The organism is Janibacter melonis, assembly GCF_003721155.3.
GTDB classification, from domain to species: domain Bacteria; phylum Actinomycetota; class Actinomycetes; order Actinomycetales; family Dermatophilaceae; genus Marihabitans; species Marihabitans melonis.
Map to the genome: position 1 here is coordinate 264,388 of NZ_CP044548.2, position 26,322 is coordinate 290,709.

Consider the following 26,322-nt stretch of genomic DNA (forward strand, 5'->3'; position numbering starts at 1 on the left):
GAAGGGGGCCACCCCCATGACGGGAGCGGTCCCCCTTCGCGGCGGTGGTCTCAAGGCTCAGGCCCTGGGGGGCCTTCGTCCCTCGACCATCGAAGGGGCTAGCGGGAGGCGAGCTCGGCGAGGACGTCGTCGACGGCGTCGTAGGAGCTCTGAAGGCCGCCCTCCATGCCCGACTCGACGACCATCTGCACGGTCTCGGGGGAGTCGTAGGTGATGACCGCGCGCAGGTGGGTGCGTCCCTCGCTCTCGGTGTACGTCGTGTCGACGAGCGAGTAGGGCGACTCGAGGTTGTCGAAGCGCTCGGTGTGCACGAGGTGGCCCGGTCGCTCGATCGTGCGGTAGTGACCGGAGAAGGACACCTCGTCACCCGAGGAGCCGGCGCGCTGGGCGAAGTGCCACGCCCCGCCCTCGCGCAGGTCGATCTCGCAGACGGTGACCTCGCCGTGCCCGGCTCCCCACCACCGCCGCACGTGCTCGGGGGTCGTCATGACCTCGAAGACGAGATCGGCAGGGGCGTCGAAGGTGCGGGTGACGACCAGCTCCGGGCCGTCGGTGGTGACGGTGGCGCGCTCGCGGGCGCCTCGGGGTGCAGTGCTCATGGCTTCTCCTGGGTGGTGCCCTGCGTCGAGGGCGTGCTCATGGTGGCGAGGTAGTCGCCGAGGTCGTCCAGCCGTCGCTCCCAGTGCTCCCGGTAGAGCTCGAGCCACGTCGTCGCGTCCTGCAGCGGGGTGGCCTCCAGGCGGCAGCGGCGTCGCTGCGCGTCGGGGGTCTTCGAGATCAGCCCGGCCCGCTCGAGCACCGAGAGATGCTTGGAGATGGCGGGCAGGGACATGGCGAAGGGCTGCGCCAGCTCGCTCACCGTGGCCTCGCCGTCGCCCAGGCGCGTGAGGATCGCGCGCCGGGTCGGGTCGGCCAGGGCGGCGAAGGTGGTGCTCAGCTCGTCTGCCATGTGCTTAACCTAGCGGTTGATTAACCAAGTGGTCAACGACTGGTCCGGTCCCGCCGGCTCCCGTCCCCGCACCCCCCAGGGGGCGTCGGGGCCGCAGGGCGTGGTGAGAGGATGGGGGTGATGACGCAGCCAGCCCCGACCACCGCGCCCGTGGGCGCCCATGTCCTCACCGTGTCGGACCGCTCGGCCCGTGGTGAACGCGAGGACCTGTCCGGTCCGGCCGGTCGCGAGGCCCTCGAGGGCGCCGGCTTCGTCGTGACGACCTCGGTCGTGCCGGACGGCGCCGACAGCGTGCGCGACGAGCTGCGGCGGGTGCTCGCCGAGGGGGTGCGCGTCGTGGTCTCGACCGGGGGCACCGGTGTCGGCCCGCGCGACCGCACGCCCGAGGGCACGCGCGAGGTCCTCGACGCCGAGCTGCCCGGCGTCGCCGAGGCGATCCGCGCCCACGGCGCGACGAAGACCCCGCACGCCGTCCTCACCCGTGGTCTCGCCGGCGTCGTCCACGCGACGGCAGACCACCCCGGTGCCGTCGTCGTCAACCTGCCCGGCAGCCCGAAGGCGGTGCGCGAGGGCCTCGAGGTCGTCGTCCCGCTGCTGGCCCACCTGCTCGACCAGCTCCACGGAGGCGATCACCGATGACCTGGCGCGCCCAGATCGCGACCGACCCGATCGACCTGACGGCCCTCATGGCCGAGGTGGGCGGTCCCTCGCACGGGGCTGTCTCCACCTTCGTCGGGCAGGTCCGCGACCACGACCCGGAGGCGTCCGGCGAGGTCGTCTCGCTCGACTACTCCGCGCACCCTGACGCGGGCCGTGTCATCGACGACGTCGTCTCCGCCGCGGTCGCCGCCGGTGATCCCGACGGCCAGGCCCAGGTCGTCGCCGTGCACCGCGTCGGCCACCTCGAGGTCGGCGACCTCGCCCTCGTCGTGCTCGTCGCGAGCGCGCACCGCGACCTCGCGATCACCCTGTGCCGCGACGTCGTCGAGGCGGTCAAGCACGGCGTGCCGATCTGGAAGAAGCAGCACGAGGTCGACGGCAGCCACCAGTGGAGCGGGCTCTCGTGCTGACCGACGGCCACGGACGCGTCCACCGGGACCTGCGGGTCTCGCTCACCGACCGGTGCAACCTGCGCTGCACCTACTGCATGCCCGCCGAGGGCATGCCCTGGCTGCCCACCCCCGACCTGCTGACGACCGACGAGCTCCTGCGCGTCATCGAGGTCGCGGTCGCGGCCGGCATCACCGAGGTCCGGCTCACCGGGGGCGAGCCGCTGCTGCGCCCCGACGTCGTCGACGTCGTCCGCGGTGTGGCCGCCATGAGCGGCGAGCACGGCCCGGTCGAGGTCTCGCTGACCTCCAACGCCCTGCGCCTGCCCAAGCTCGCCCAGCCCCTCGCCGACGCCGGCCTCGCCCGGGTCAACATCAGCCTCGACACCCTGCGGGCGGACCGCTTCGCCTCGATGACGCGGCGCGACCGCTTCGAGGACACGATGGCCGGCATCGCCGCGGCCGACGCGGCCGGCCTCGCCCCCATCAAGATCAACACCGTGCTCATGCGCGGCGTCAACGACGACGAGGCCGGCGACCTGCTGCGGTGGGCCCTCGACCACGGCTACGAGCTGCGCTTCATCGAGCAGATGCCGCTCGACGGCGGTCACACGTGGCAGCGCTCGGAGATGATCACCGCTGCCGAGATCCTCGGGTGGCTGCGCGAGGACTTCGACCTCGTCGAGATGCCCGGTCGCGGGGCGGCCCCGGCCGAGCGCTTCGTCGTCGACGGCGGCCCCGGCACGGTCGGGATCATCGCGTCGGTGACGATGCCCTTCTGCGGGGCGTGCGACCGGCTGCGCCTCACCGCCGACGGCCAGCTGCGCTCGTGCCTCTTCGCCCGCGGCGAGACCGACCTGAGGACCCCCCTTCGCGACGGGTCCTCCGAGGAGGAGGTCACCGCGCTGCTCCACTCGTGCCTCGCGGGCAAGCGCCCCGGTCACGGCATCGACGAGCCCGGATTCCTTCAGCCACCGCGCCCGATGAGCGCGATCGGCGGCTGATCAGCCCCCGGCGAAGGGGGGCAGCACGTCGACGACCGAGCCGGTCGGCACCTGCGGGTCCTCGCCCTGGGCGTTGCGCCCGTCGACGAGCACCGCGCACCGCGGCAGCACGCGCGCCACGGCGTCGCCGTGACGCTCGACCGTCGCGGCGAGCACCGCGGACAGCAGGCCCTCGGGCACCTGCTCCTCCTCGACGCCGGCGGCTTCCGCCGCCCCGCCGAACCACCTGACCTGCACGCTCATGACTGCTCCTCCGGCACCGGGGGTGCCTGCTCGATCGTCGCGACGATGGCCCGCCGCAGGGCGACCTGGTCGACCTCCTCGCCGCGCGCCTGCGCCGCACCGACGGCCAGGCCGAGGACGTAGGACGACACCGGCGCGAGCGGCCGGTCGTAGCCGTGGGCGACCTGCTTGGTGAGGACGTGGATGCCGGCGACGTCGACGAGATCGGGGTCGACCGCGACCGCCTCGCAGGCCATCTCGACCCACTGCCGCCAGCGCTGCACGGTCGCGGCGTCGCCGCGCAGCCGCGGCTCGCGGGGGGCGTCGGCCGGGCGCTGCGCCTGCCAGGTCCGGGCGTCCGTCGGGGTGTCGATGTCGGCGACCGCGGCCGGGTCGACGGCGACGGTGGTGAGGCGCAGCGAGGACAGCAGGGCCTTCATCGAGCGGTTGCGCACGGTGTCGAGAGACTCGACCGCGCCGCGCAGCGCCGCCGTGCGGTGGATGCCGAAGAGCCACTGCGGGTGCTCGGCGTCACCGGCCAGGCAGATGCCGTCGACGTCGTCCTCTCCGTCCTCGTCCGCGCGGGCCGCCGCCTCGAGCAGGGTGGCGATGCCGGCGGCGGGGTCGGCGAGGTCGCTCGCGAGGAGCAGGGTCCACCGCGCGGGGCTCGTCACGGCCTGCAGCCCGGCGTCGGTGCCGGCCGCCGGGCCGCCCGACGGGGGGTCCTCGAGCGTGCGCACCACGTCGTCGGGGGCGTCGATGCCTCGCCCGACGAGCACGCGGGTCGACGCCGACCCGGTCGCCGCGAGGACGCGGTCGAGCAGGCGCTCGCCGTCGACGGTGAGGTCCGCCTTGACCGCTCCTCCGAGGCGCGAGCCGGCGCCGCCGGCGACGACGACGACGTCGTACTCGACGGCGCTCATGCGTGGTCCTGCGTCTCGGGGCGGGTCCACGACCCGGAGCGCCCGCCCTGCTTGCTCAGCACGCGGATGTCGGTGATGCGGGCGGTGCGGTCGACGCCCTTGACCATGTCGACGACGGCGAGCGCTGCGACGCTCACGCTCGTCAGCGCCTCCATCTCGACACCGGTGCGGTCGGCGGTGCGCACCGTCGCGACGACGTCGACCCCCGTGTCGGTGATCGTCAGGTCGACGGTGCACCCGTGCACGCCGATGACGTGGGCGAGGGGGAGCAGCTCCGGGGTCTTCTTCGCGGCCTGGATGCCCGCGACGCGGGCGACGGCGAGCACGTCCCCCTTCGGCACGGCGCCGTCGCGCAGCAGGGCGACGACCTCCGGCGCGACCCGCACCGACCCGGCGGCGGTCGCGGCCCGGACGGTCGGCGACTTCTCGGTGACGTCGACCATGCGGGCGTGCCCGCCCTCGTCGAGATGGGTGAGGGGGTGGCTCATGCCAGGCTCCTGATCGTCAGGAGGTCGCCCGGGGCGACCTCGGTGGTCTCCTCGGGCACCTCGGCGAGCGCGTCGGCACCGGCGAGCGAGGTCACCATGTGCGACGCCGACCCCCGGCGGTGCGACGGGGTGGCGAGAGGGCGCAGGTCCTCGCCCTGGGTGATGCGCACCGGGACGAGCTGGCGCCGACCGGGCGGCGAGCGCCACCCGGTCGCGGCGACGGCGTGGGTGGTCGGGCGCGGCGCCCGGCCGAGCAGCGCGTCGAGGAGCGGCCGCACGACGACCTCGAAGGAGATGGCCGCGCTCACCGGGTTGCCCGGGAGCGCGACGACCGGGGTGCCCTGCCAGAGCGCCCAGCCCTGGGGCTTGCCCGGCTGGACGCGCACGTGACGGTAGGTCGCGCCCGCGTGCTCGGTGAGCACGTCGCGGGCCACGTCGTAGGCGCCGACGCTCGCCCCACCGGTGAGGACGACGACGTCGGCCTGCGCGGCGAGCTCGTCGAGGGCCCGCACGACGAGGGCGGCGTCGTCGCGCACCGTGGGCGGCACGACGACGTCGGCGCCCTGCTCGCGGGCGGTCGCCGCGAGGTGCGTCGCGTTGGACTCGTAGACCTGACCACGCCCCAGCTCGCCACCGGGGGCGACGAGCTCGTCGCCGGTCGCGGCGACGGCGACGACCGGTCGGCGGCGCACGGGCACCTCGGCGTGCCCGGCGGCGGCGACGGACGAGAGGACCCGTGCGGTGAGCGTGGTGCCGGGCTCGGCGACGAGGTCGCCGGCCTGGAGGTCCTCGCCGGCCCCGCGGACGTGGGCGCCCTGCCCGCGCTCGGGGGCTGCGGTGACGTGGACCCGCTGCTCGCCGCCGTCGGTGAGCTCGACGGGCACGATCGTGTCGGCGTCGCCCGGCACGGGTGCGCCGGTCATGATCCGCACGCACTCGCCCGGCCCGATCGCCGGGTCGTGCGGCGAGCCCGCGGGCACCTCGCCGACGACGGCCAGCTCGACGGGCGCGTCCGCGACGTCCGCCCAGCGCACGGCGTAGCCGTCCATCGCCGAGTTGGCGAAGGCCGGGACCTGGCCGCGCGCGGTGACCGCGCCCGCGAGCACGCGGCCGTGGGCGTCGTCGAGCGCGACGACCTCGACCGGGGTCGGGCCGGGCACGAGGCGCAGGACCTCGGCGACGTACTGCTCGAGCGTCAACAGCTCGCGGGTGGTGCTCACGGGTGCCTGCTCCTAGTAGCGGGGGAGAGAGGGGTCGACCTCGTCGACCCACGCGAGCATGCCGCCGTCGAGCACCTCGAGCTGCTCGTAGCCGTGGGCTCGCAGGGTCGCGGCGGCCAGGGTCGCGCGCGGCCCGGCCTTGCACACGAGGACGACGGTGCGGTCGCGCGGGACGCCGAGCGCGTCGGGGTCGCCGTCGCGCAGGGTGGCCAGGGGGATGTGCGCCGAGCCCGGCACCATCCCGAAGGCGATCTCGGCCGGCTCGCGCACGTCGAGGACGAAGGGGGAGCCCGGCGCCTCGACGAGGGCGGCGAGGGCGGTCGCGCTCACGGTCGTCGTCTCCGGCGCGGCCGGGGGAGCGGTCGCGGCCTGCCGCCGCACCGCGGCGTCGTACCGACCCGACGGGGCGAGGGGGATGGAGCGCTGCGTGCTCGCCATGCTGTCGACGTACAGGACGCGGCCCAGCAGCGGCTCCCCGGACCCGGTGACGAGCTTGATCGCCTCGCTCGTCATCATCGACCCGATCTGCCCGACGAGCGCACCGAGCACCCCGGCGTCGCCGCAGGCCGGGACCGACCCCGGCTCGGGCGGGTCCGGGAAGAGGTCGCGCAGGCCGACCGCGGGCAGCCCCTCGGGCGCAGCGGTCCAGAAGGTCGTCACGTGCGCGGCGGTGCGGTACACGGCGGCCCACACGAGCGGCACGCCGAGCTCGGCGCAGGCGGCGTCGACGGCGTACCGCGTCTCGAAGTTGTCGCTGCCGTCGAGGACGAGGTCGTGCCCGGCGAGGACGTCGCGGGCGTTCTCGTCGGTGATGCGCACGTGCCGTCCGACGACGTCGCAGTCGGGGTTGAGCCCGCGCACGCGGTCGACGGCGCTCTCGACCTTCGACAGTCCGACCGACATGGCGTCGTGGATGACCTGGCGCTGGAGGTTCGTCGCGTCGACGGAGTCGTCGTCGACGACGGTGATCGCGCCGACCCCGGCGGCCGCGAGGTAGAGCAGGGCGGGGGAGCCCAGGCCGCCCGCACCGACGACCGCGACCCGCGCCGCGAGCAGCCGGCGCTGGCCCGTCTCGCCGATGCTCGGCAGCAGCAGGTGCCGTGCGTATCGGGTCAGCTGCTCCGGGCTCAGGGGCGGTCCTGGCTCGACGAGGGCGGGGAAGGGCATGGGTCGACGGTACGTCGTCGTCGCGGGTGTCGCGGTGCTCGGGGTGGTGATCAGCGGCGGGTCAGCTCGGACTTGTCCCACCCCCGGCGAGGTGCCCGGCTGCCCGTGCCGCGGCCCGGACGGCTGTCGCGCGACCGGTAGACGAGGTAGGGCCGGGTGAGGTAGCCGATCGGCGCGCTGAAGACGTGGACGAGCCGGGTGAAGGGCCACATCGCGAAGAGGATCATCGCGGTGAGCGCGTGCAGCTGGAAGCCGAGCGGTGCGGCGGCCATGAGATCGGGCTCGGGCGCGAAGGTGAAGATGCTGCGCCACCACACCGACACCCCTTCGCGGTAGTCGTACTCGCCGCCGAGGCGCAGGAGCGAGCCCGCGATCGTGTTCCAGATCCCGAGGACCATGACGAGCCCGAGGAAGAGGTACATGACCTTGTCGTTGAGCGTCGTCGCGCTGAAGACCGGCCCGGTGGTGCGGCGGCGGTAGACGAGGATGACGAGCCCGGCGACGGCGGCCAGCCCCGCCGGGATGCCGCCCGCCAGCGCGACGACGTGGTACGTGTGCGCGCTGATGCCCAGCGCGTCGGTCGCGACCTTCGGGATGACGAGGCCGATGACGTGGCCGGCGACGACCCCGAGCATCCCGAAGTGGAAGAGCGGGCTGCCGATCCGCAGCAGCCGGTCCTCGTAGAGCTGCGAGGAGCGGGTGGTCCACCCGAACTTGTCGTAGCGGTAGCGCCAGACGTGCCCGACGACGAAGGTCGCGAGGGTGAGGTACGGGACGATGACCCAGAGGAAGGTGCTCACCGGGGTGCTCCTACGGGGATGGTCGGGCCGGGCGTGAGCGCCTGCGGCGGGGTCGGGCGAAGGGGGTCCGCGGCGGCGCTGCCGCAGGTGGTGCCCGAGGTGCGCGCGAGGTGCTCCTCGACCGCCGGGTCGTGGGTGTAGGGGGACTGGTCGATGCCGACGTCCTCCTGGGGCGGGCCCTGCGCGATGAGCCGGGCGAGGGCCTGCTCGTCGTCGTCGCCGAGCGCGGGCAGGGTTGCCCGCAGCGCCTGGACGACGGGCAGCCACGGCGAGGCCTTGCCCTTGAGCGCCGTGTGCAGCAGCTCGACGCCGACGCGGTGGTCGTTGATCAGCCGCCAGGCGGTGGCGGCGTCGACGGTCGCGCCGAGCTCGAGGACGACGCACAGGTGGTCGGGCAGCTCCGCGCCCTCGTCGGCGAGCTCGACGCCCGCGCGGCGGTAGGCCTGCTTGAACTGCACGAGCGCGGCACCGCGCTTGCGGGTGTCGCCGTGCAAGAAGTACGTGAGGTGCAGGGCGCACCGGCGGGTGACGTCGAAGGTGTCGACGTACTGCGCCTGCAGCTCGCCGAGGGGAGTGCTCTCGAGGTGGTCGACGACGCCGGTGAGGCGGTCGCCGACGCCGGGGGGCAACCCCTTCGCGCTCTCCCGCAGGACGGGCAGGAGCGTCAGGAGGCGCTCGTCGGGGTAGTCGAGGAGCAGCGAGATGATCTGCCACGCGTCGGCCTGGGCGCGCTCGTCGAGGGCGGGTGCGCTGCGGCGGTGGCGCCGCCACGGCATCACGGCCGATCACCGGACCCTCGGGTCGGGAACATGCCCTCGGGGGTGCCCTTGCCGTCCCAGTTGAGCAGGTTGACGCGCCCGGACTTGCTGCCGCCGCCGACGAGCTGGTCGGAGGTCTGGCGCTCGGCGAGCATGTGGAAGTTCTCCACCGCGACCGGGGTCGTGCCACCGCGCCCGGAGCCCTCGCCGAAGGGGCCGGAGAGGTCGTCGAGCTCGGTGTCGTAGCCCGAGACCGCGCAGTCCGTCGCGAGCTCCTCGAGCCCGTGCGCCTGCTCGCCGTGGGCGGTGGGGATGACGTAGCGCTCGTCGTACTTCGCCAGGGCGAGCAGGCGGAACATCTCGTACATCTCCTCCTCCTCCATCCCGACGGCCGCGGGGATCTCGCCGCGCGGGTCGCGCCCGAGGTTGATGTCGCGCATGTAGGAGCGCATCGCCGCGAGCTTCTTGAGGACCTCGTCGACGGGCCGGACGTCGCCGGCGGTGAAGAGGTTGGCGAGGTACTCGACGGGGATGCGCAGGGTGTCGATGGCGGCGAAGAGGTTGTCCGCGTCCTCGCCGTCGTGCCCGGTCTCGGCGACGACGTCGACGACGGGCGACAGCGGCGGGATGTACCAGACCATCGGCATCGTGCGGTACTCCGGGTGCAGGGGCAGGGCCACCTTGTAGTCCATGATGAGCCGCCGCACGGGCGATGCCTTCGCGGCCTCGACCCAGTCACCGGGGATGCCGGCCCGCTCGGCCTCGCGCTGCACCTCGGGGTCGAAGGGGTCGAGGAAGACCGAGCGCTGCGCCTCGTAGAGGTCGTGGTCGTCCTCCACCGAGGCCGCGTCGAGGACGCGGTCGGCGTCGTAGAGCATGATCCCGATGTAGCGCAGCCGCCCGACGCAGGTCTCGGCGCACACCGTGGGGATGCCGACCTCGACCCGGGGGTAGCAGAAGGTGCACTTCTCGGCCTTGCCGGTCTTGTGGTTGAAGTAGACCTTCTTGTACGGGCAGCCGGTGACGCACATCCGCCAGCCGCGGCAGCGGTCCTGGTCGACGAGGACGATTCCGTCCTCCTCGCGCTTGTAGATCGCGCCGGAGGGGCAGGACGCCGCGCAGCTGGGGTTGAGGCAGTGCTCGCAGATCCGCGGCAGGTAGAACATGAAGGTCTGGTCGAACTCGAACTTCACCTTGTCCTCGATGCCCTTGAGCATCGGGTCCTTCACGGCGTGCTCCATGCTGCCGCCGAGGTCGTCGTCCCAGTTCGCCGACCACGAGACGTTCATCGCCTTGCCCGAGATGAGCGAGTAGGGGCGGGCGACGGGGAAGGTCTTCTGCGCCGGGGCGTCGAGGAGGGTCTCGTAGTCGTAGGTCCAGGGCTCGTAGTAGTCCTGGATGCTCGGCATCTTGGGGTTGGAGAAGATGTTGAGCAGCTTGTTCAGCCGCCCGCCGGCGCGCAGGCGCAGCCGGCCGTTGGCGGCGCGCTCCCAGCCGCCCTTCCACTCGTCCTGGTCCTCGTACCCGCGGGGGTAGCCCAGACCGGGCCTGGTCTCGACGTTGTTGAACCACACGTACTCGGTGCCGGCTCGGTTGGTCCACGCCTGCTTGCAGGTGACCGAGCACGTGTGGCACCCGATGCACTTGTCGAGATTCATCACCATCGCCATCTGGGCCATGACTCGCATGTCAGTACTCCACGTCCTGGTCGGTGCGGCGGCGGATCGTCGTGACCTCGTCGCGGTTGTTGCCCGTCGGGCCGATGTAGTTGAAGAAGTAGGACAGCTGCGCGTAGCCGCCGATGATGTGGCTCGGCTTGAGCAGGATCCGCGTGAGGCTGTTGTGGATGCCGCCCCGCTTGCCGTCGGTCTCCGTGAGCGGCACGTCGATGAGCCGGTCCTGGGCGTGGTGCATGTAGACCGTGCCCTCGGGCATCCGGTGGCTGACGACGGCCCGGGCGGCGACGACGCCGTTGCGGTTGACCGCCTCGATCCAGTCGTTGTCGCGCACGCCGATCTTCGCCGCGTCGACATCCGACATCCACACCGTCTGACCGCCGCGGCTCAGGCTGAGCATGAAGAGGTTGTCCTGGTACTCGGAGTGGATCGACCACTTGTTGTGCGGGGTGAGGTAGCGCACCGACAGCGCGATGCCGCGGCCCTCCTCCTCGACCTGCTCGCCGAGCGGGGTCTCGCCGAAGAGCCGGGTCATGTCGAGCGGTGGCCGGTAGACCGGCAGCGCCTCGCCCATCCCGAGCATCCAGTCGTGGTCGACGTACATCTGCTGGCGACCGGTGAGGGTGTGGAAGGGCTTGTGCCGCTCGATGTTGATGGTGAAGGGGGAGTAGCGCCGTCCGCCGGACTCGCTGCCCGACCACTCCGGCGAGGTGATGACCGGCACCGGCGCGGCCTGGGTGTCGGCGAAGGTGATCTGCTTGCCCTCGTGCTCCGACGCGAGGTCGTGCAGCTGGGTCCCGGTGCGCTTCTCGAGGAAGCGGAAGCCCTGGGTGGCGAGGTGGCCGTTGCTCACGCCCGAGAGGTGCAGGATCGCGTCGGCGACCTGGATGTCGGTCTCCATCCGCGGCTGGCCGGCCCCGGCGCCCGTGCGGGCGACTCCGTGACGCCCGCGCAGCAGGTCGATCTCGCGCCCCACCTCGTAGCGCACGCCCTTGGTGAGCATCCCGGCCTTCTCCATGAGCGGGCCGATCGAGGTCATCTTCTCGTAGGTCGCGGGGTAGTCGCGGGTGACCTCGACGAGGACCGGCATGGTCTTCCCGGGGACCGGGTCGCACTCCCCCTTCGCCCAGTCCTGGACGCGGCCGTGCACGGTCGCCATCGCCTCGGGGGTGTCGTGCCACAGCGGCTTGGCGACGACGTCGGTGCGGGTGCCGAGGTGGTCGACGGCGAGCTCGGAGAAGCGCTTGGCGATCGTCTTCCACGTCTCCCAGTCGCTCTTGGACTGCCACGGGGGAGCGATCGCGGGGTTGAAGGAGTGCACGAAGGGGTGCATGTCCGTCGTGTTGATGTCGTGCTTCTCGTACCAGGTCGCGGCCGGGAGGACGACGTCGGAGAGCAGCGTCGAGCTCGTCATCCGGAAGTCGAGGGTGAGGAGCAGGTCGAGCTTGCCCTCCGGTGCCCGCTCGGGCCAGACGACCCCCTCGGGGCGCATCGACTCTGGCGCCTCGGCGGCCCGCACGGCGTTGTCGGTGCCGAGGAGGTGCTTGAGGAAGTACTCGTTGCCCTTCGCCGAGGAGCCGAAGAGGTTGGCCCGCCACAGCGAGAGGACCCGGGGGTGGTTGTCGGGGGCCTCGGGGTCCTCGACGGCCAGGCGCAGGGTGCCGGCCTTGAGCGCGGAGGCGACGTACTCGCCGACCGGCACCCCGGCCTCCTTCGCCTCGTCGGAGACGGCGAGCGAGCTGCGGTCGAACTGCGGGTAGGAGGGGGTCCACCCGAGGCGGGCCGACTGGACGAGCAGGTCCATCGTCGAGCGGCCGGCGAAGACGCCGGTGCTGCCGTTGACCTCGTCGGCGGTGAAGGTGTCGTAGCGGTACTGGCTCGTGTTGACGTACCAGTACGCCGTCTGGTTCATGTGGCGCGGCGGGCGCATCCAGTCCAGCGCGAAGGCCATGTGCTGGAAGCCCATGATCGGGCGGACCTTCTCCTGCCCGACGTAGTGCGCCCAGCCCCCGCCGTTGCGGCCCTGGCAGCCGGTGATCGTCGTGAGGACGAGCATGGCGCGGTAGATCTGGTCGGAGTGGTACCAGTGGTTGGTGCCGGCGCCCATGAGGATCATGCCGCGACCGGTCGTGTCGATGGCGTTCTGCGCCCACTCGCGGGCCAGCCGGACGATCTGCTCGAGCGGCACGCCGGAGATCTCGGCGCCCCACGCGGGGGTGGCCGGCACCCCCGGGTCGTCGTAGCCCGTCGGCCAGGCGCCGGGCAGGCCGTCGCGGGCGACGCCGTACTGGGCGAGCATGAGGTCGAGGACGGTCGTCACGAGGTGGTCGCCGACCCGTCGCACGGGGACGCCGCGGCGCTCCTCGCGCACGGCGCCGGCGACGTTGTCGAAGCGGGGCAGCTCGACCTCGACCGCGTCGGGTGACCCGTAGAGGGACAGGCGCGGGCGGATGTCGCCGAGCTCGAGGTTCCACCGGCCGGCACCCTCGTCACCGAATCGGTGCCCGATGGAGCCGTTGGGGATGACGACCTCGTCGGTGCGCTCGTCGATGACCGCCGTCTTCCACATGGCGTTCTCGCTCGTGCTCTCGGCGCAGTCGATGTCGCCGGCGACGAGGAACTTGCCCGGGCGGTAGGAGGTCGCGCCGTCCGTCGTGACCGCCTCGAGGCTGACGAGGTAGGGCAGGTCGGTGTACTGCTGGTTGTACTCGGTGAAGAAGTCGACCTGACGGTCGGCGAAGTACTCCTTGAGCACGACGTGCCCCATCGCCATCGCGAGGGCGCCGTCGGTGCCGGGCGCGGCGGCGACCCACTCGTCGGCGAACTTGACGTTCTCGGCGTAGTCCGGGGCGACCGCGACGACCTTCTGACCGCGGTACCGGGCCTCGGCCATCCAGTGCGCGTCCGGCGTGCGGGTGAGCGGGACGTTCGAGCCCCACATGATGAGGTACCCGGCGTCCCACCAGTCACCCGACTCGGGGACGTCGGTCTGGTCGCCGAACATCTGCGGCGAGGCGTTGGGCAGGTCGGCGTACCAGTCGTAGAAGGAGAGCATCGGGGCGCCGATGAGCTCGTTGAAGCGGGCGCCGGAGGCGTAGCTGACCGGTGACATCGCCGGGATGGGGGAGAAGCCGGCGATCCGGTCCGGGCCCCAGCGCTTGATCGTGTAGACGTACGCGGCGGCCACCATGTCGGTGACCTCCTCCCACGTGGCCCGCACGAGACCGCCCTTGCCGCGCGCGCTCTTGTAGCGTCGGGCGGCCTCCTCGTCCTGCACGACCGAGCCCCACGCGACGACGGGGTCGCCGTAGCGGGCCCGGGCCTCGCGGTACATCTCGAGCAGCACGCCGCGCACGTAGGGGTAGCGCACCCGGGTGGGCGAGTACGTGTACCAGGAGAAGGCGGCACCGCGGGGACACCCGCGCGGCTCGTACTCGGGACGGTCGGCCCCGGTGCTCGGGTAGTCGGTCTGCTGCGCCTCCCACGTGATGATCCCGTCCTTGACGTAGACCTTCCACGAGCACGACCCGGTGCAGTTGACGCCGTGGGTGCTGCGCACGACCTTGTCGTGGCTCCAGCGGTCGCGGTAGAAGGAGTCGCCGCTGCGTCCGCCCTCGACGAACATCGCGCGCTGGTCGGGCGAGATGCCGGCCCGGGTGAAGAAGCGGCGGGTGCCGACGAGCGCCTCGGAGATCGGGCCGTCGAGACCGGCCGAGCGCGGGGGCGTCGGGGTCGAGGGCGTGGGCGAAGGGGTCATGCGGTGCCTCCAGATCGAGAGAAGGGGGCCCGGGTCGTCACGTGGGCCAGGCAGCGGTGGGGCTCGACGAAGGGCTCGAGCGAGAGCTCGGTCTCGGTCTCGCCGAAGACCTCGAGGGTGCCGCGCATGAGTCCTCGGTGGACCCCGCACACCACCTCGGGGTTGGTGCGGGCGAGCGAGAGGAAGGGGCAGCTCTCGAGGGTGACCTCGGCGGTGCGCCCGGAGCTGTCGGTGCGCAGGTTCGGGGTGTAGCCCCACTCGCGCAGGACGTCGATCATCAGGCCGACCTTGCTCAGCCACACCCCGGGGCTGCGAGCCGGCTCGCTCGAGGGGGAGTGGTGCACCAGCGACGGCGCGTGGGTGTGCGCCCACGCGGCGCCGGCCTCCTCAGGCGTCATCGGCGCGCCGTCGCTGCGCACGAACATCTCGGCGAGCAGACCGGCGAGGACCTTGTATCCCTCGGCGTCCTTCGTCGGCTCGAGCTCGCCCGGCGCGACGGCGTAGCGCTTGCTCGGGCGTCCGGCGCCCGAGGAGCGCACGAAGTGGCTCGTGAGGATGCCGGCCCCGACGAGCTGGTCGAGGTGGAAGCGCACGGTCGTCGTGTGCAGGCCGACGAGCTCACCGAGCTCCTTGGCGGTGAGGCCGTCCTCACGGACGGCAGGCTCGAGGTTGGCGAGCGTGTCGACGATGTCGCGACGCACCGCCGACCGGAGCAGGCCGGCGCCCTCGTCCCCCGGCGGGACCGGGGGCTGGGACGGGAGTCGGGTGACGTTCACGCGCTCAGTCTGGCAGATAAAAAGCAATGACCGGACACCTGGTCCGGCGCGTCGACCGCGGCCCTATTCGGCAACGCTGAGAGGTCGTAATTCCCTGCTACGGCAGGGTTTGTCACGCGTTCAACCATCTGCGACCGGGCCGTCGTAGACGTGGTCGAAGGGGGTCTGCGCCGGGTGTAGGGTCATTTTTAAGCGATTAAAAGGAGACGTCCGAAGGGGGCGTCCGGGCTCACGAGGAGCACCCCATGGCGGCAGCGCCAGCAGCACGTCCCGCACCCGAGCAGACCGGCGGCGCCGGCTACCGCGGCGCGACCCGCGTGCTCGTCATGTCGAGCACGGCCTTCACCCTGATGTTCGCCGTGTGGCTGATGTTCGGCGTCCTCGGCGTGCCGATCCAGGCCGAGCTCGGTCTCAGCGAGCCCCAGCTCGCGTGGATCTCCGCGGTCGCGGTGCTCAACGGCTCGATGTGGCGCCTGCCGGCCGGCATGCTCGCCGACCGGGTGGGCGGCCGGGTCGTGACGATCGCGATGCTCCTGCTCACCGCGATCCCGTGCTTCCTCGTCACCCAGGCGGGCAGCTACGCCACCCTGCTCGTCCTCGCCTTCCTCGTCGGCTTCGCCGGCAACCTCTTCAGCGTCGGCGTCGCGTGGAACTCCGCGTGGACCCCCAAGGAGCACCAGGGCTTCGCGCTCGGCGTCTTCGGCGCGGGCAACGTCGGCGCGTCGGTGACCAAGCTGCTGCTCGTCCTCGTCCCCGGCCTGCTCACGGCCACCGCCGGCGCGACCTATCTCGGCGTGGTCGAGGGAGGGTGGCGGGTCATCCCGGCCATCTACTCGGTCGCGCTCGTCGTCGTCGCGCTGCTCACCTACCTCGTCGTGCCCCGGCAGGACCGGATGGCCGGCCAGGGCAAGCCGCTGCGGGCGATGCTCACGCCGCTGCGCGAGCTGCGGGTGTGGCGCTTCAGCCTCTACTACGCCGCCGTCTTCGGCGCCTACGTCGCGCTGTCGGCCTGGATGCCGCACTACTACGTGAGCACATTCGGGGTCGAGCTGCGCACCGCAGCCCTGCTCACCGCGCTCTTCATCTTCCCGGCCTCGCTGCTTCGCCCGCTCGGCGGCTGGGTCTCGGACCGGGTCGGGGCCCGGCGGGTCATGTACGCGACCTTCGTCGTCATGCTCCTCGCGAGCGGCGTCCTCATGATGCCGAACGGGCACCTCGTCGTCGTCCACGCCGACGGCTCGACGAGCGAGCACCTCGCCTACGGCCTGGGCATCGCCCCCTTCACCGCCCTCCTCGTGCTCCTCGGGTGCGCGATGGGCATCGGCAAGGCCGCCGTCTTCAAGCACATCCCCGAGTACTTCCCCGACAACGTCGGCTCGGTCGGCGGGCTCGTGGGGATGCTCGGCGGGCTCGGGGGCTTCTTCCTCCCGCTGCTCTTCGCCTACACGAAGCAGTGGAGCGGCTTCCCGACGAGCACCTTCTTCGTCGTCTTCGTCCTCACGGCCGTCTGCCTCGCGTGGATGCACCTCACGGTCGTACGGATGCTCCACGACGAGTCGCCCGAGCTCGCCGACCACTTCGAGGCGCCGCAGGGCGCCCTCGCCACCCGCTGATCCTCACCCCTTCGCGCAGACAAGGACACCACCGATGAGCAGCACGACCCCCACCGCCCGAGCAGGTCGCACCGGAGGCGAGTGGCTCCAGTCCTGGGATCCCGAGGACGAGCAGAGCTGGGACAAGCCGCTGGCCTGGCGCACCCTGTGGATCACGACCTTCTGCCTCACCCTCGCCTTCGTCGCGTGGTTCCTGCCGAGCGCGATCATCCCCAAGCTCACGGCGCTCGGCTATGACCTCAGCGCCTCGCAGTTGTACTGGATGGCCGCGATGCCGGGTCTGGCCGCCGGGCTCTTCCGGCTCGTGTGGATGGTGCTGCCCCCGATCATGGGCACCCGCAAGATGGTCGCGCTCACGACGCTGCTCCTCGTCTTCTCCACGCTCGGCTGGGGCGTGCGGGTCCAGCAGCCCACCGCGCCGTACTGGGAGCTCATGACCCTCGCCTTCCTCGCCGGCATCGGCGGCGGCGCCTTCTCGGGCTTCATGCCGAGCACGAGCTACTTCTTCCCGAAGCGGATGCAGGGCACCGCCCTGGGGCTGCAGGCCGGGCTGGGCAACTTCGGCGTCTCGCTGGTGCAGCTGCTCACGCCCTACCTCATCGCGCTCAGCGGTCTGGCGATCTTCGGTGGCAGCCAGATGCTCTCGGCGCCGGGCAAGGAGCCGACGCAGGTGTGGTTCCAGAACGCCGCCTTCGTGTGGATCCCGCTCATGGTGCTCGGCGCCGTCCTCGCGTGGACGATGCTGCGCTCGGTGCCGGTGCAGGCCAACATCCGTCAGCAGTTCGACATCTTCGGCAACCAGGACACCTGGTGGATGACGCTGCTCTACATCATGACCTTCGGCACCTTCTCTGGCCTGTCGGCGCAGTTCGGCCTGCTCATGGCCAACCTCTACGGCAGCGGCAACGACGCGATCGTCACCGGGGCGGGCGCGAGCGCCCAGCTCCTCGTCCCGGGCTACGAGGTGCCCGACGTCGTCAAGTACGTCTTCCTCGGCCCGCTCGTCGGCGCCGGCGCGCGCGTGCTCTTCGCGCCGCTCACCGACCGGATGGGCGGGGCGGTCTGGACGCTCGTCTCGGGCATCGGCCTCGTCGCCTCGATCGCCTTCACGATGACGGCCCTCACCCCCGACACGACCTCGGCGGCCACCCTTGAGGCCGGCTTCACGAAGTTCCTGTGGGGGATGCTCGCGATCTTCCTCTTCTCGGGCATCGGCAACGCCTCGACCTTCAAGCAGATGCCGATGATCTTCGAGCGCCGTCAGGCCGGTGGCGTCATCGGCTGGACCGCCGCCATCGCGGCCTTCGGGCCCTTCTTCTTCGGGGTCGGCGTGACGACCTTCGGGGCGCTCGCCTTCTACGGCATCGGCATCGCCTGGGCGCTCATGTGCATCGCCATCACGTGGTGGCGCTACGCCCGCCCGGGGGCGCCGAAGAAGAGCTGACCTGGCAGGACAGGGGGCAGGGGCCGTCCGTGCGGGAGCGCACGGGCGGCCCTTGTCGTCGGGATCGGGGCCTGCGCACCGTAGGCTCAGGGCGTCCTCGACCCCGACCGCAACAGCACAGGAGAAGACACGCGTGGAGATCTGGCCCGGCGCCCCCTACCCCCTCGGAGCGACGTACGACGGGTCAGGAGTCAACTTCGCCGTCTTCTCCGAGGTGGCCGAGCGCGTCCAGCTCTGCCTCATCGACGACGACGGCGAGCAGACCTGCGTCGAGCTCACCGAGGTCGACGCCTTCGTCTGGCACTGCTACCTGCCGCAGGTGCAGCCCGGCCAGCGCTACGGCTACCGCGTCCACGGGCCCTACGAGCCCGAGCAGGGCCACCGCTGCGACCCGAGCAAGCTGCTCCTCGACCCGTACGCGAAGGCGATCGAGGGCCAGGTCGTCACCGACCCGGCGCTCTTCTCCTACGACTTCGAGGACCCCTCGGTGCGCAACGAGGAGGACAGCGCCGGCAAGACGATGCTCTCCGTCGTCATCAACCCCTTCTTCGACTGGGGCCACGACCGCCCGCCGCGCCACGAGTACCACGAGTCGGTCATCTACGAGGCCCACGTCAAGGGCCTGACGATGACTCACCCCGACGTGCCGGAGGAGATCCGCGGCACGTACTCGGCCATCGCCCACCCGGCGATCATCGGCCACCTCACCGATCTCGGGGTCACCGCGATCGAGCTGCTCCCGGTGCACCAGTTCGTCAACGACACCGGCCTGCAGGACAAGGGCCTGTCGAACTACTGGGGCTACAACACCATCGGCTTCCTCGCCCCGCACAACGGCTACGCCTCGAGCGGGCGCGGCCAGCAGGTCACCGAGTTCAAGACGATGGTCAAGGCGCTGCACGAGGCGGACATCGAGGTCATCCTCGACGTCGTCTACAACCACACCGCCGAGGGCAACCACCTCGGGCCGACCCTGGCCTTCCGCGGTCTGGACAACGCGTCCTACTACCGCCTCGTCGACGACGCCCCCCAGCACTACTACGACACGACGGGCACCGGCAACAGCCTGCTCATGCGCAGCCCGCACGTGCTCCAGCTCATCATGGACAGCCTGCGCTACTGGGTCACCGAGATGCACGTCGACGGCTTCCGCTTCGACCTCGCGGCGACGCTGGCCCGGCAGTTCCACGAGGTCGACAAGCTCTCGGCCTTCTTCGACCTCATCCAGCAGGACCCGATCATCAGCCAGGTCAAGCTCATCGCCGAGCCCTGGGACATCGGTGACGGCGGCTACCAGGTCGGCAACTTCCCGCCCCTGTGGACGGAGTGGAACGGCAAGTACCGCGACACCGTGCGCGACTACTGGCGCGGCGAGGGCGCGACCCTCGGCGAGTTCGCATCGCGGCTGACCGGGTCCTCCGACCTCTACGAGCACTCGGGCCGCCGCCCCTTCGCGTCGATCAACTTCGTCATCGCCCACGACGGCTTCACCCTGCGCGACCTCGTCTCGTACAACGACAAGCACAACGAGGCCAACGGCGAGGACGGGCGTGACGGCGAGAGCCACAACCGCTCGTGGAACTGCGGCGTCGAGGGGCCGACCGACGACCCCGAGGTGCTCGCCCTGCGCGCCCGCCAGCAGCGCAACATCCTCACGACCCTGCTCCTCAGCCAGGGCGTGCCGATGATCGCCCACGGCGACGAGCTCGGTCGCACCCAGGACGGCAACAACAACGTCTACTGCCAGGACAACGAGACCTCGTGGATGGACTGGGAGCTCGAGCTGCCCGACCAGGAGCTGCTCGAGTTCACCCGCGCGGTCGTCTCGTTGCGCCGCGAGCACCCCGTCTTCCGTCGCCGGCGCTTCTTCGCCGGCCGGGCCGACCACGGCGGTGAGTCCGCGATCGGCGACATCGAGTGGTTCCGTCCCGACGCCCAGCACATGGGTGACGAGGAGTGGGGCGACTCGGCCTCCGGGGCCATCATGGTCTTCCTCAACGGCCAGGCGATCCCCGAGCCGGACGAGCGGGGCAACCCGCTCGTCGACGACGACTTCGTCATGCTCTTCAACTCCAGCCCCGACCCGGTGACCTTCACGCTCCCCGGCGAGGCGTACGGCCAGTGCTGGGTCTGCGTCATCGACACGGCGGCCGACGTCGTCGACGGCGGCGAGCACGACGCCGGCGCCCAGGTCGAGGTCGACGGCCGCAGCGTCGTCGTGCTGCGCAACCGGCGCGACGCCGGGGTGACCCCGACCGGCGCCAACCCGCTCGGCTGACCCGAGGGCACGAAGGGGGGGGGTCCCGACCAGCCGGTCGGGACCCCCTTCGTCGTCCGGGCGCGAGGCGTGCCGCGTCGTCCGGGCCGGTCGAGCGCTACGGGCGCAGGGCCGCCGTGAGCTCGGTGAGCGAGGTGCGGGGCGAGCCGGCGACGGCCTCGTCGAGCCACCGGCGGTGGGCGTCGCGGACGGCGGGCCACTCGTCGTCGGTGATGGAGAACCACGTCGTGTCGCGGCTGCGCCCCTTGTAGACGAGCGCGTTGCGGAAGGTGCCCTCGAGGGTGAAGCCGAGCCGAGCGGCGGCGGCGCGCGAGGGCGCGTTGAGCGAGTCGCACTTCCACTCGTAGCGGCGGTAGCCGGCGGCGAAGGCGTGCTCGGCCATGAGGTGCATCGCCTCGGTCGCGGCGGTCGTGCGCTGCAGCGGCGGGGCGAAGAGGATGTTGCCGACCTCGACGCTGCCGGCCGCGGTGTCGGTGCGCAGATAGCTCGCCATGCCGACGACGAGGTCGTCGCGGCAGATCGCCAGGGCCCAGGACGCGGGCGCGCAGAGCGCGTCCTGCAGGACGGCCCGCAGCTCGTCCTCGTCACGGGGCGGGTCGGTCTTGAGGTAGGTGAAGAGCGCCGGCGGGGCGGCCGGGCCTCCGAGGGCGGACCACAGCGAGGGGGCGTCGTCGACGCGCAGCAGGCGCAGCGTCACGGTGCGTCCGGCGAGACGCTGCGGGCGCAGCGGCTCGCGCGGGGTCCAGCCCGGCAGCGACGGGCCGACGGGCTCACTCACCCTTGACCCGCATCATGCCCTCCTGCGCGACGGAGGCGACGAGCCGGCCGTCCTGCGTGAAGAAGCGACCGGTCCCGAGCCCGCGCCCGCCCTGCGCCGACGGCGAGGTCTGGTCGTAGAGCATCCACTGCGTCGGGTCGACGTCGCGGTGGAACCACATGGCGTGGTCGAGGCTCGCCGGGCGCAGACGACGGTCGCCCCACGCGAGGCCGTGCCGGCGCAGCACCGGCTCGAGGAGGCTGAAGTCGGAGACGAAGGCGAGCAGCGCAGAGCGCAGGTAGGGGTCCTCGACGGGCTCGGAGATCATCCGCACCCACACCTGCTGGACCGCCTCGCCCGGCTCGCGGGCGGGCCCGGCGAGGTCGCCGGCGGGGTAGCGGTGGTCGAAGGGCCGCTCGGCCAGGCGCTTGGCCTGCGGGACGTCGTACTGGTCGTAGACGGCGTTCATCGACGGCAGGCTGTCGGGTCCGGGCACCTGAGGCATCGGGTCCTGGTGGTCCAGCCCGCCGGCCGGGTCCTGGAAGGACGCGGTGAGCGAGAGGATGGGGCGGCCGTGCTGGATCGCGTGGACGCGGCGGGTGGAGAAGGAGCGGCCGTCGCGCATCCGCTCGACGACGAAGCGGATGGGCATCGTGTCGTCGCCGGCGCGCATGAAGTACGCGTGCAGGGAGTGGGGGAGGCGCTGCGGGTGCTCCTCGCGCAGGCTGAGGCTCGACGCGACGAGGGCCTGGGCGAGCACCTGGCCGCCGAAGACCCGGTTGTGCGGCTGCTTGATGCTCGCGCCCTCGAAGACGTCGGCGCCCTCGGTGCCCAGGCTCGTCGAGCGCTCGCCGTCGATGCCGGTCACCTCGATGCGGGCGCTGCCGAGGGGGCGCAGGGTGAGCACGTCGAGCAGCTCGCGCAGGGTGGCGGCCTGACGCTCGGCGAGGGGACGCTGGTCGGTCACGGGGGTCCTTCGGGTCGGGGGCGCTGGGCGAAGACTAGGCGATGAGGGGGGTGGCGAGGTCGTGGCGGGCGTGCGCCCCCGGGTCGAGCTCGGCCCAGGCGCGGGCCATCCGGTGCACGGCGTCGCGCAGGGTCGGCTCGGGCAGGGTGAAGGGGATGCGCAGATGCCGCTCGAGACCGGGCTCGGGGGCGAAGCGCGGCCCGGGGGCGAGGATCACCCCGTGCCGCTCCGCGGCGACGACGAAGGGAGTCGACACCGGCTCGGGCAGGGTCACCCACAGGCACAGCCCGCCGTGCGGGACGCGGGTGCGCCACTGCGGCAGGTGCTCGTGCAGGGCGGCGACGAGCGTGTCGCGCCGGGAGCGGGCGACCTCGGCGCGCGAGGCGGTGATCTCGTCGTCGTGGGCCATGAGCTCGAGCAGGGCGAGCTGCTCGAGCACGGGGGAGCCGAGGTCGAGGGTCGTGCGCGCCGCGGCGAGCGGCCCCATGAGACGGGCGGGCGCCCGCAGCCAGCCCACCCGCAGGCCGGACCAGTGGCTCTTGCTCGCGCCGCCGAGGGTGATCGTGCGGCGGTGGTGAGCGGCGAAGGGGGAGGGCACCCCCGGCCCGTCGACCCGGGTCTCGACGAGGGTCTCGTCGACGACGGCGAGCACGTCGTGGCGGGTGAGTGCCCGACCCAGCCGCGCCCGCTCGCCCTCGCCCATGAGGTGCCCGGTGGGGTTCTGGTAGTCGGGCAGGAGCAACGTGGCGCGAGCGCCGGTGCGCGGCAGGGCGGCCTCCCAGGCGTCGAGGTCCCAGCCGGTCTCGTCGACGGGCATGGCGACGAGCCGGGCGCCGTCGGCGCGCAGGGCCTCCATGCCGTTGGGGTAGGTCGGGCTGTCGAGGAGCAGCCGGTCGCCGGGCCGGAGGAAGGCGCGCGACGCGATGGCGTGGGCACCCACCGCGCCGCTGGTGATCATCACCTCGTCCGCGCTCGTCGGCAGACCGCGCTGGGTGTACCGCGCGGCGACGGCCTCGCGCAGGGCGGGCACCCCGAGCGGGTAGTAGCCCGACCCCTGCAGGTAGGTCGGCCAGCGGGTGAGGGCCTGCTCGTAGGCCGTGTGCATCTGCACCGGCGGCGGCATGACGGCGCAGGTGAGGTCGACGACGCCGGTGTCGCCGCCCTCGATGCGCGGCATGAGGGCGCCGCGGCCGTCGCGGCTCGCGGCGTCGGGCAGGTCGGTGACGGTGCCGGACCCGCGCCGGGAGCTCGCGTACCCCTGCTCGGTGAGCAGGGCGTAGGCCCGCGTGACCGTCGCCCGGCTCACCCCGACGGTCTCCGCGAGCGCGCGCTCGCTGGGCAGCCGCGTGCCGGCCGGGACCCGGCCGTCGTCGACGAGCAGGCGCAGGGCCTCGGCGACGGAGCGGTAGGCGGGGTGGCGCTCCGGTGCGCGGCCGAGCAGGGTCGCCAGCCGGGTGGGAGAGATCGTGCGGGTCATGCGAGCCACTTTGTCATGATTGGCTCTTCTGCGGCAGGGGTCGGCACGGCACCATCGGTCTCATGAACGCACCACGCCGTGTCGCCCTCGAGGCGATGACCCCTCTCGAGCAGCTCCGTGCCGGGCAGACCGCCCGGCGGCTGCCGCAGCTCTTCGTCGGTCTGGCCCTCTACGGCGCCGCGATGGGCATGCTCGTGCGCAGCGAGCTCGGCCTCGACCCCTGGGACGTCTTCCACGACGGCGTGCGCCGTCTCACGGGTCTGAGCTTCGGCACGATCGTCATCGGCGTCGGGGTGCTCGTGCTCGTGCTGTGGATCCCCCTTCGCCAGTGGCCGGGGCTGGGCACGGTCGCCAACGCCGTCGTCATCGGCCTGGCCACCGACGCGACCCTGTCGCTGCTCGACACCCCCGACGGCCTCGTGTGGCGGTGGGTCCTGCTCCTCGGCGGCATCCTCGTCAACGGCTTCGCCGGGGCCCTGTACATCGGCAGCCAGTACGGCCCCGGGCCGCGCGACGGGCTGATGACCGGCATCGCCCGGCGCACCGGCGGGTCGATCCGCCTCGTGCGCACCTCGCTCGAGCTCACCGTACTGGCGCTCGGCTGGCTGCTCGGCGGGGTCGTGGGTCTGGGCACCGTCCTCTACGCCGTCCTCATCGGACCGACGATCCAGCTCTTCCTCCCCTTCGTCACCGTCGACCTCTCGGCGTCACGGCGCCGTCCTGCGCACGCGGGCGCGCAGCCGGCCGACGCCCCGCTCGAGCCGGTCGCCTCAGCCCTCGAGCCCGAGGGCGAGGGGCAGGACGGCCTCGGCACCCGCGCGGCGCAGCAGCCGGCCGGCGACGGTCAGGCTCCAGCGCGAGTGGACGACGTCGTCGACGAGGAGCACGGGGCCGCCTGCCGTCGCTAGGGCGGAGGCGAGCTCGGGCCCGACCGAGAGGCGGTCCCACACCCCGGCGAGCCGGAAGGCGCTGTTGCCCCCCGGCTCGCCGACCGGTCCGTCCTCGACGAGGTCGAGGGTGCCGAGCATCGTCAGCCGACCGACCTGCGCGAGGTGCTCGGCCACCGACCCGACGAGCAGGGGGTGTCGCCGCGAGGGCATCGCGACGACGCCGACCGGGCGCTGCGCCCACGGCCACGCGGCGAGCACCTGGACGAGCGCGCGGGTCATCGGCTCGGGCACGGGCGCGTCGGGCGCGGCGAGCACCTCGCGCACCCGGGGTCCCCACCCGAGGTCGGTCGTGCGGGCGAGGGCCCGGCCTTCCTCGACCTGCTCCTCGGCCGGGATCCGGCCCTTGACCTCGACGCCGAGCCGCGGCATCCCGGTCGGCCACGAGACCCGCGGGTCCAGCGGCACACCCGGACGCTGCAGCGCCTGGCTCGCGCTCGTGCGGGCATCGGCGGCGACGCCCTGCGGCACCCAGCCGGGGTCGCACACGTCGCACCGCCCGCACGGCTGCGCGCTCGGGTCGTCGAGGCAGGCCTGGAGGTAGGCCATCCGGCAGGTCGTCAGGGTGAGGTAGCGCCGCATCGCGTCCTGCTCGTCGCGACGGGCCTGGTCGACCCGGGCGTAGCGCTCGCCGTCGTAGGTCCACGGCTGCCCGGTGCTGATCCACCCGCCCTGGACGCGGCTCACCGCACCGTCGACGTCGAGGACCTTGAGCAGCAGCTCCAGACGGGTGCGTCGGATGTCGACGGCGGTCTCGAGGGCGGCGGTCGAGAGGGGGCGGCCGGCCTCGGCGAGGGTGCGCAGGACGACCTCGGCCTGGTCCTCGCGCGGCATCGACGCAGAGGCGAAGTAGCTCCAGATCGAGCTGTCCTCGTGGCCGGGCAGGAGCACGACGTCGGCGCGGTCGGTGGCGCGGCCGGCACGACCGACCTGCTGGTAGTAGGCGACCGGCGACGAGGGTGCTCCGAGGTGCACGACGAAGCCGAGGTCGGGCTTGTCGAAGCCCATGCCGAGCGCGCTCGTCGCGACGAGGGCCTTGACGTCGTCGCGTCGCAGCGCCTCCTCGAGCCGGGCGCGGTCCTCGGCGTCGGTGCGGCCGGTGTAGGCGGCGACCGTGTGGCCGGCGTCGCCGAGGGCCCGGGCGACGTCCTCGGCGGCCGAGACCGTGAGGGTGTAGATGATGCCGCTGCCGGGCAGGTCGTGCAGGTGCGTCGTCAGCCAGGCGAGGTGCTCGTCGGGACCGGCGACCGGCAGCACGCCGAGGCGCAGGGAGTCGCGGGCCAGCGCCCCGCGCACCGTCGTCACGTCGTGGCCCCCGGCCCCGAGCTGCTCGGCGACGTCGGCGACGACCCGCGCGTTGGCGGTCGCGGTCGTCGCGAGCACCGGGGTGTCCTGCGGCAGGCGCTCGAGCAGGTCGGCGATGCGCCGGTAGTCCGGTCGGAAGTCGTGGCCCCAGTCGGAGATGCAGTGCGCCTCGTCGACGACGACGAGGCCGCAGCGGCGCACGAGGTCGGGCAGCTGCTCCTCGCGGAAGCGGGGGTTGTTGAGCCGCTCGGGGCTGACGAGGAGCACGTCGACCTCGTCGGCGGCCAGCGCCGAGCGCACGTCGTCCCACTCCTGGGCGTTGGCCGAGCTCATCGACACCGCGCGCACCCCGGCGCGGTGGGCGGCGGCCACCTGGTCGCGCATGAGCGCGATGAGGGGCGAGACGATGAGCGCCGGGCCCGCGCCCCGGGCACGCATGAGCGAGGCGGCGACGAAGTAGACCGCCGACTTGCCCCACCCGGTGCGCTGCACGACGAGCGCCCGGCGCCGGTGCTGGACGAGGGCGGCGATCGCCTCGAGCTGCCCGTCGCGGAAGTCGACGTCCTCGCGCCCGACGAGACGGCGCAGGGCGGCACGGGCGGCCTGCGCGACCTGGGGGTCGACGTCGACGTGCGTGCCGTCGGTGCTCGCGAGGTCGGTGGGAGCGGGGGAGGAGCTCATGTCCTCCACCGTAGGCGAGGGGTGCGACGGCGCCGCCCGGGCGCGCGCTGGGCAGCGCCGCCCG

At 72.6% G+C, this 26,322-nt stretch carries 22 protein-coding genes and 1 pseudogene; 7 read left to right on the forward strand and 16 right to left on the reverse strand.

The genetic code is table 11. The features are described 5' to 3' along the window. Nucleotides 1–98 precede the first annotated feature (98 nt). Both EEW87_RS01290 and EEW87_RS01295 read right to left on the reverse strand, forming a co-directional pair. Nucleotides 99–599, reverse strand: coding sequence for an SRPBCC family protein (locus EEW87_RS01290; RefSeq protein ID WP_123090975.1), 501 nt, complete (start codon nucleotides 597–599; stop codon nucleotides 99–101). Then, nucleotides 596–949 (reverse strand): ArsR/SmtB family transcription factor, encoded by a 354-nt coding sequence (locus EEW87_RS01295; RefSeq protein WP_123090974.1) that lies wholly within the window; start codon nucleotides 947–949, stop codon nucleotides 596–598. The genes EEW87_RS01290 and EEW87_RS01295 overlap by 4 nt, the downstream gene beginning before the upstream one ends. Before the next feature lie 120 nt (nucleotides 950–1,069). Here EEW87_RS01295 and EEW87_RS01300 point away from each other — a divergent pair, with 120 nt between their 5' ends. From EEW87_RS01300 to moaA, 3 genes are read left to right on the forward strand one after another with little or no spacing between them, the layout of a single operon-like run. Further along, the gene (locus EEW87_RS01300) at nucleotides 1,070–1,588 is read left to right on the forward strand and encodes a MogA/MoaB family molybdenum cofactor biosynthesis protein (protein ID WP_123090973.1); all 519 of its coding nucleotides are present in this window, start codon (nucleotides 1,070–1,072) and stop codon (nucleotides 1,586–1,588) included. Beyond that, entirely contained in the window at nucleotides 1,585–2,019 is a 435-nt protein-coding gene (locus EEW87_RS01305; RefSeq protein ID WP_068273737.1) for a molybdenum cofactor biosynthesis protein MoaE, read from the forward strand. The genes EEW87_RS01300 and EEW87_RS01305 overlap by 4 nt, the downstream gene beginning before the upstream one ends. Beyond that, complete coding sequence (gene moaA / locus EEW87_RS01310; RefSeq protein ID WP_229300799.1) at nucleotides 2,013–3,002, forward strand: GTP 3',8-cyclase MoaA; 990 nt, start codon at nucleotides 2,013–2,015, stop codon at nucleotides 3,000–3,002. Before EEW87_RS01305 ends, moaA begins: the two co-directional genes overlap by 7 nt. On the opposite strand, the gene EEW87_RS01315 is transcribed toward moaA, so the two are convergent. Genes EEW87_RS01315 through EEW87_RS01360 form a run of 10 tightly spaced genes read right to left on the reverse strand, consistent with a single transcriptional unit; the run spans nucleotide 3,003 to nucleotide 14,789 of the window. Beyond that, nucleotides 3,003–3,245, reverse strand: coding sequence for a MoaD/ThiS family protein (locus tag EEW87_RS01315; protein ID WP_068273741.1), 243 nt, complete (start codon nucleotides 3,243–3,245; stop codon nucleotides 3,003–3,005). Beyond that, nucleotides 3,242–4,147: an NTP transferase domain-containing protein gene (locus EEW87_RS01320; protein ID WP_123090972.1), complete on the reverse strand. Its 906-nt coding sequence runs from the start codon at nucleotides 4,145–4,147 to the stop codon at nucleotides 3,242–3,244. The genes EEW87_RS01315 and EEW87_RS01320 overlap by 4 nt, the downstream gene beginning before the upstream one ends. Continuing rightward, a complete protein-coding gene (gene moaC, locus EEW87_RS01325) occupies nucleotides 4,144–4,635 on the reverse strand; it encodes a cyclic pyranopterin monophosphate synthase MoaC (protein WP_123090971.1) in 492 nt (163 codons plus the stop codon). Before moaC ends, EEW87_RS01320 begins: the two co-directional genes overlap by 4 nt. Continuing rightward, nucleotides 4,632–5,855, reverse strand: a complete 1,224-nt coding sequence (locus EEW87_RS01330; protein ID WP_123090970.1) for a molybdopterin molybdotransferase MoeA — start codon at nucleotides 5,853–5,855, stop codon at nucleotides 4,632–4,634. The genes moaC and EEW87_RS01330 overlap by 4 nt, the downstream gene beginning before the upstream one ends. A 12-nt stretch (nucleotides 5,856–5,867) precedes the next feature. Beyond that, nucleotides 5,868–7,022: a ThiF family adenylyltransferase gene (locus EEW87_RS01335; RefSeq protein ID WP_123090969.1), complete on the reverse strand. Its 1,155-nt coding sequence runs from the start codon at nucleotides 7,020–7,022 to the stop codon at nucleotides 5,868–5,870. A gap of 50 nt (nucleotides 7,023–7,072) precedes the next feature. Then, the gene (narI, locus tag EEW87_RS01340; RefSeq protein WP_123090968.1) at nucleotides 7,073–7,822 is read right to left on the reverse strand and encodes a respiratory nitrate reductase subunit gamma; all 750 of its coding nucleotides are present in this window, start codon (nucleotides 7,820–7,822) and stop codon (nucleotides 7,073–7,075) included. After that, a complete protein-coding gene (gene narJ / locus EEW87_RS01345) occupies nucleotides 7,819–8,598 on the reverse strand; it encodes a nitrate reductase molybdenum cofactor assembly chaperone (protein ID WP_123091525.1) in 780 nt (259 codons plus the stop codon). Before narJ ends, narI begins: the two co-directional genes overlap by 4 nt. Next, a complete protein-coding gene (gene narH, locus EEW87_RS01350) occupies nucleotides 8,598–10,268 on the reverse strand; it encodes a nitrate reductase subunit beta (RefSeq protein WP_123090967.1) in 1,671 nt (556 codons plus the stop codon). The genes narJ and narH overlap by 1 nt, the downstream gene beginning before the upstream one ends. Nucleotide 10,269: 1 nt before the next feature. Beyond that, nucleotides 10,270–14,013 carry a nitrate reductase subunit alpha gene (locus tag EEW87_RS01355; RefSeq protein WP_123090966.1) on the reverse strand — a complete coding sequence of 1,248 codons (3,744 nt, stop codon included), beginning with the start codon at nucleotides 14,011–14,013 and terminating at the stop codon, nucleotides 10,270–10,272. Then, a complete protein-coding gene (locus EEW87_RS01360; protein WP_123090965.1) occupies nucleotides 14,010–14,789 on the reverse strand; it encodes a helix-turn-helix transcriptional regulator in 780 nt (259 codons plus the stop codon). Before EEW87_RS01360 ends, EEW87_RS01355 begins: the two co-directional genes overlap by 4 nt. A gap of 245 nt (nucleotides 14,790–15,034) precedes the next feature. Between EEW87_RS01360 and EEW87_RS01365 the strand changes: the two genes are divergently transcribed. The 3 genes from EEW87_RS01365 to glgX all read left to right on the forward strand — a co-directional run bounded on the left by EEW87_RS01365 (nucleotide 15,035) and on the right by glgX (nucleotide 20,124). Beyond that, nucleotides 15,035–16,402 (forward strand): MFS transporter, encoded by a 1,368-nt coding sequence (locus tag EEW87_RS01365; protein ID WP_123090964.1) that lies wholly within the window; start codon nucleotides 15,035–15,037, stop codon nucleotides 16,400–16,402. Between the two features lie 34 nt (nucleotides 16,403–16,436). Beyond that, on the forward strand, nucleotides 16,437–17,846 hold the full coding sequence (locus EEW87_RS01370) for an MFS transporter (RefSeq protein WP_123090963.1): 1,410 nt from the start codon (nucleotides 16,437–16,439) through the stop codon (nucleotides 17,844–17,846). A gap of 133 nt (nucleotides 17,847–17,979) precedes the next feature. After that, complete coding sequence (gene glgX, locus EEW87_RS01375) at nucleotides 17,980–20,124, forward strand: glycogen debranching protein GlgX (RefSeq protein WP_123090962.1); 2,145 nt, start codon at nucleotides 17,980–17,982, stop codon at nucleotides 20,122–20,124. A 97-nt stretch (nucleotides 20,125–20,221) separates the two neighbouring features. Here the strand turns inward: glgX and EEW87_RS01380 are convergent, their stop codons facing one another. From EEW87_RS01380 to yczR, 3 genes are read right to left on the reverse strand one after another with little or no spacing between them, the layout of a single operon-like run. After that, the gene (locus tag EEW87_RS01380; protein ID WP_123090961.1) at nucleotides 20,222–20,902 is read right to left on the reverse strand and encodes a GNAT family N-acetyltransferase; all 681 of its coding nucleotides are present in this window, start codon (nucleotides 20,900–20,902) and stop codon (nucleotides 20,222–20,224) included. Beyond that, nucleotides 20,895–21,848: an acyl-CoA thioesterase gene (locus tag EEW87_RS01385; RefSeq protein ID WP_083968588.1), complete on the reverse strand. Its 954-nt coding sequence runs from the start codon at nucleotides 21,846–21,848 to the stop codon at nucleotides 20,895–20,897. Before EEW87_RS01385 ends, EEW87_RS01380 begins: the two co-directional genes overlap by 8 nt. Before the next feature lie 34 nt (nucleotides 21,849–21,882). Beyond that, the gene (yczR, locus tag EEW87_RS01390; protein ID WP_123090960.1) at nucleotides 21,883–23,325 is read right to left on the reverse strand and encodes a MocR-like transcription factor YczR; all 1,443 of its coding nucleotides are present in this window, start codon (nucleotides 23,323–23,325) and stop codon (nucleotides 21,883–21,885) included. Between the two features lie 95 nt (nucleotides 23,326–23,420). On the opposite strand from yczR, the pseudogene yczE reads away from it, so the two are divergent. Further along, nucleotides 23,421–23,996: pseudogene (yczE, locus tag EEW87_RS17285) on the forward strand (membrane protein YczE); the annotation flags it as partial. A 99-nt stretch (nucleotides 23,997–24,095) separates the two neighbouring features. On the opposite strand, the gene EEW87_RS01400 reads toward yczE, so the two are convergent. Next, complete coding sequence (locus EEW87_RS01400) at nucleotides 24,096–26,258, reverse strand: RecQ family ATP-dependent DNA helicase (protein ID WP_083968693.1); 2,163 nt, start codon at nucleotides 26,256–26,258, stop codon at nucleotides 24,096–24,098. Between the last annotated feature and the right edge of the window lie 64 nt (nucleotides 26,259–26,322).

What these genes read in the sequence shown, in the direction of transcription:
- EEW87_RS01315 (WP_068273741.1), bottom strand. Translation starts at nt 3,245, where the DNA reads ATGAGCGTGCAGGTCAGGTGGTTCGGCGGGGCGGCGGAAGCCGCCGGC.
- EEW87_RS01300 (WP_123090973.1), top strand. Translation starts at nt 1,070, where the DNA reads ATGACGCAGCCAGCCCCGACCACCGCGCCCGTGGGCGCCCATGTCCTC.
- EEW87_RS01290 (WP_123090975.1), bottom strand. Translation starts at nt 599, where the DNA reads ATGAGCACTGCACCCCGAGGCGCCCGCGAGCGCGCCACCGTCACCACC.
- EEW87_RS01365 (WP_123090964.1), top strand. Translation starts at nt 15,035, where the DNA reads ATGGCGGCAGCGCCAGCAGCACGTCCCGCACCCGAGCAGACCGGCGGC.
- EEW87_RS01400 (WP_083968693.1), bottom strand. Translation starts at nt 26,258, where the DNA reads ATGAGCTCCTCCCCCGCTCCCACCGACCTCGCGAGCACCGACGGCACG.
- moaC (WP_123090971.1), bottom strand. Translation starts at nt 4,635, where the DNA reads ATGAGCCACCCCCTCACCCATCTCGACGAGGGCGGGCACGCCCGCATG.
- EEW87_RS01370 (WP_123090963.1), top strand. Translation starts at nt 16,437, where the DNA reads ATGAGCAGCACGACCCCCACCGCCCGAGCAGGTCGCACCGGAGGCGAG.
- EEW87_RS01320 (WP_123090972.1), bottom strand. Translation starts at nt 4,147, where the DNA reads ATGAGCGCCGTCGAGTACGACGTCGTCGTCGTCGCCGGCGGCGCCGGC.
- EEW87_RS01305 (WP_068273737.1), top strand. Translation starts at nt 1,585, where the DNA reads ATGACCTGGCGCGCCCAGATCGCGACCGACCCGATCGACCTGACGGCC.
- EEW87_RS01295 (WP_123090974.1), bottom strand. Translation starts at nt 949, where the DNA reads ATGGCAGACGAGCTGAGCACCACCTTCGCCGCCCTGGCCGACCCGACC.
- yczR (WP_123090960.1), bottom strand. Translation starts at nt 23,325, where the DNA reads ATGACCCGCACGATCTCTCCCACCCGGCTGGCGACCCTGCTCGGCCGC.
- narH (WP_123090967.1), bottom strand. Translation starts at nt 10,268, where the DNA reads ATGCGAGTCATGGCCCAGATGGCGATGGTGATGAATCTCGACAAGTGC.
- EEW87_RS01355 (WP_123090966.1), bottom strand. Translation starts at nt 14,013, where the DNA reads ATGACCCCTTCGCCCACGCCCTCGACCCCGACGCCCCCGCGCTCGGCC.
- EEW87_RS01335 (WP_123090969.1), bottom strand. Translation starts at nt 7,022, where the DNA reads ATGCCCTTCCCCGCCCTCGTCGAGCCAGGACCGCCCCTGAGCCCGGAG.
- narJ (WP_123091525.1), bottom strand. Translation starts at nt 8,598, where the DNA reads ATGCCGTGGCGGCGCCACCGCCGCAGCGCACCCGCCCTCGACGAGCGC.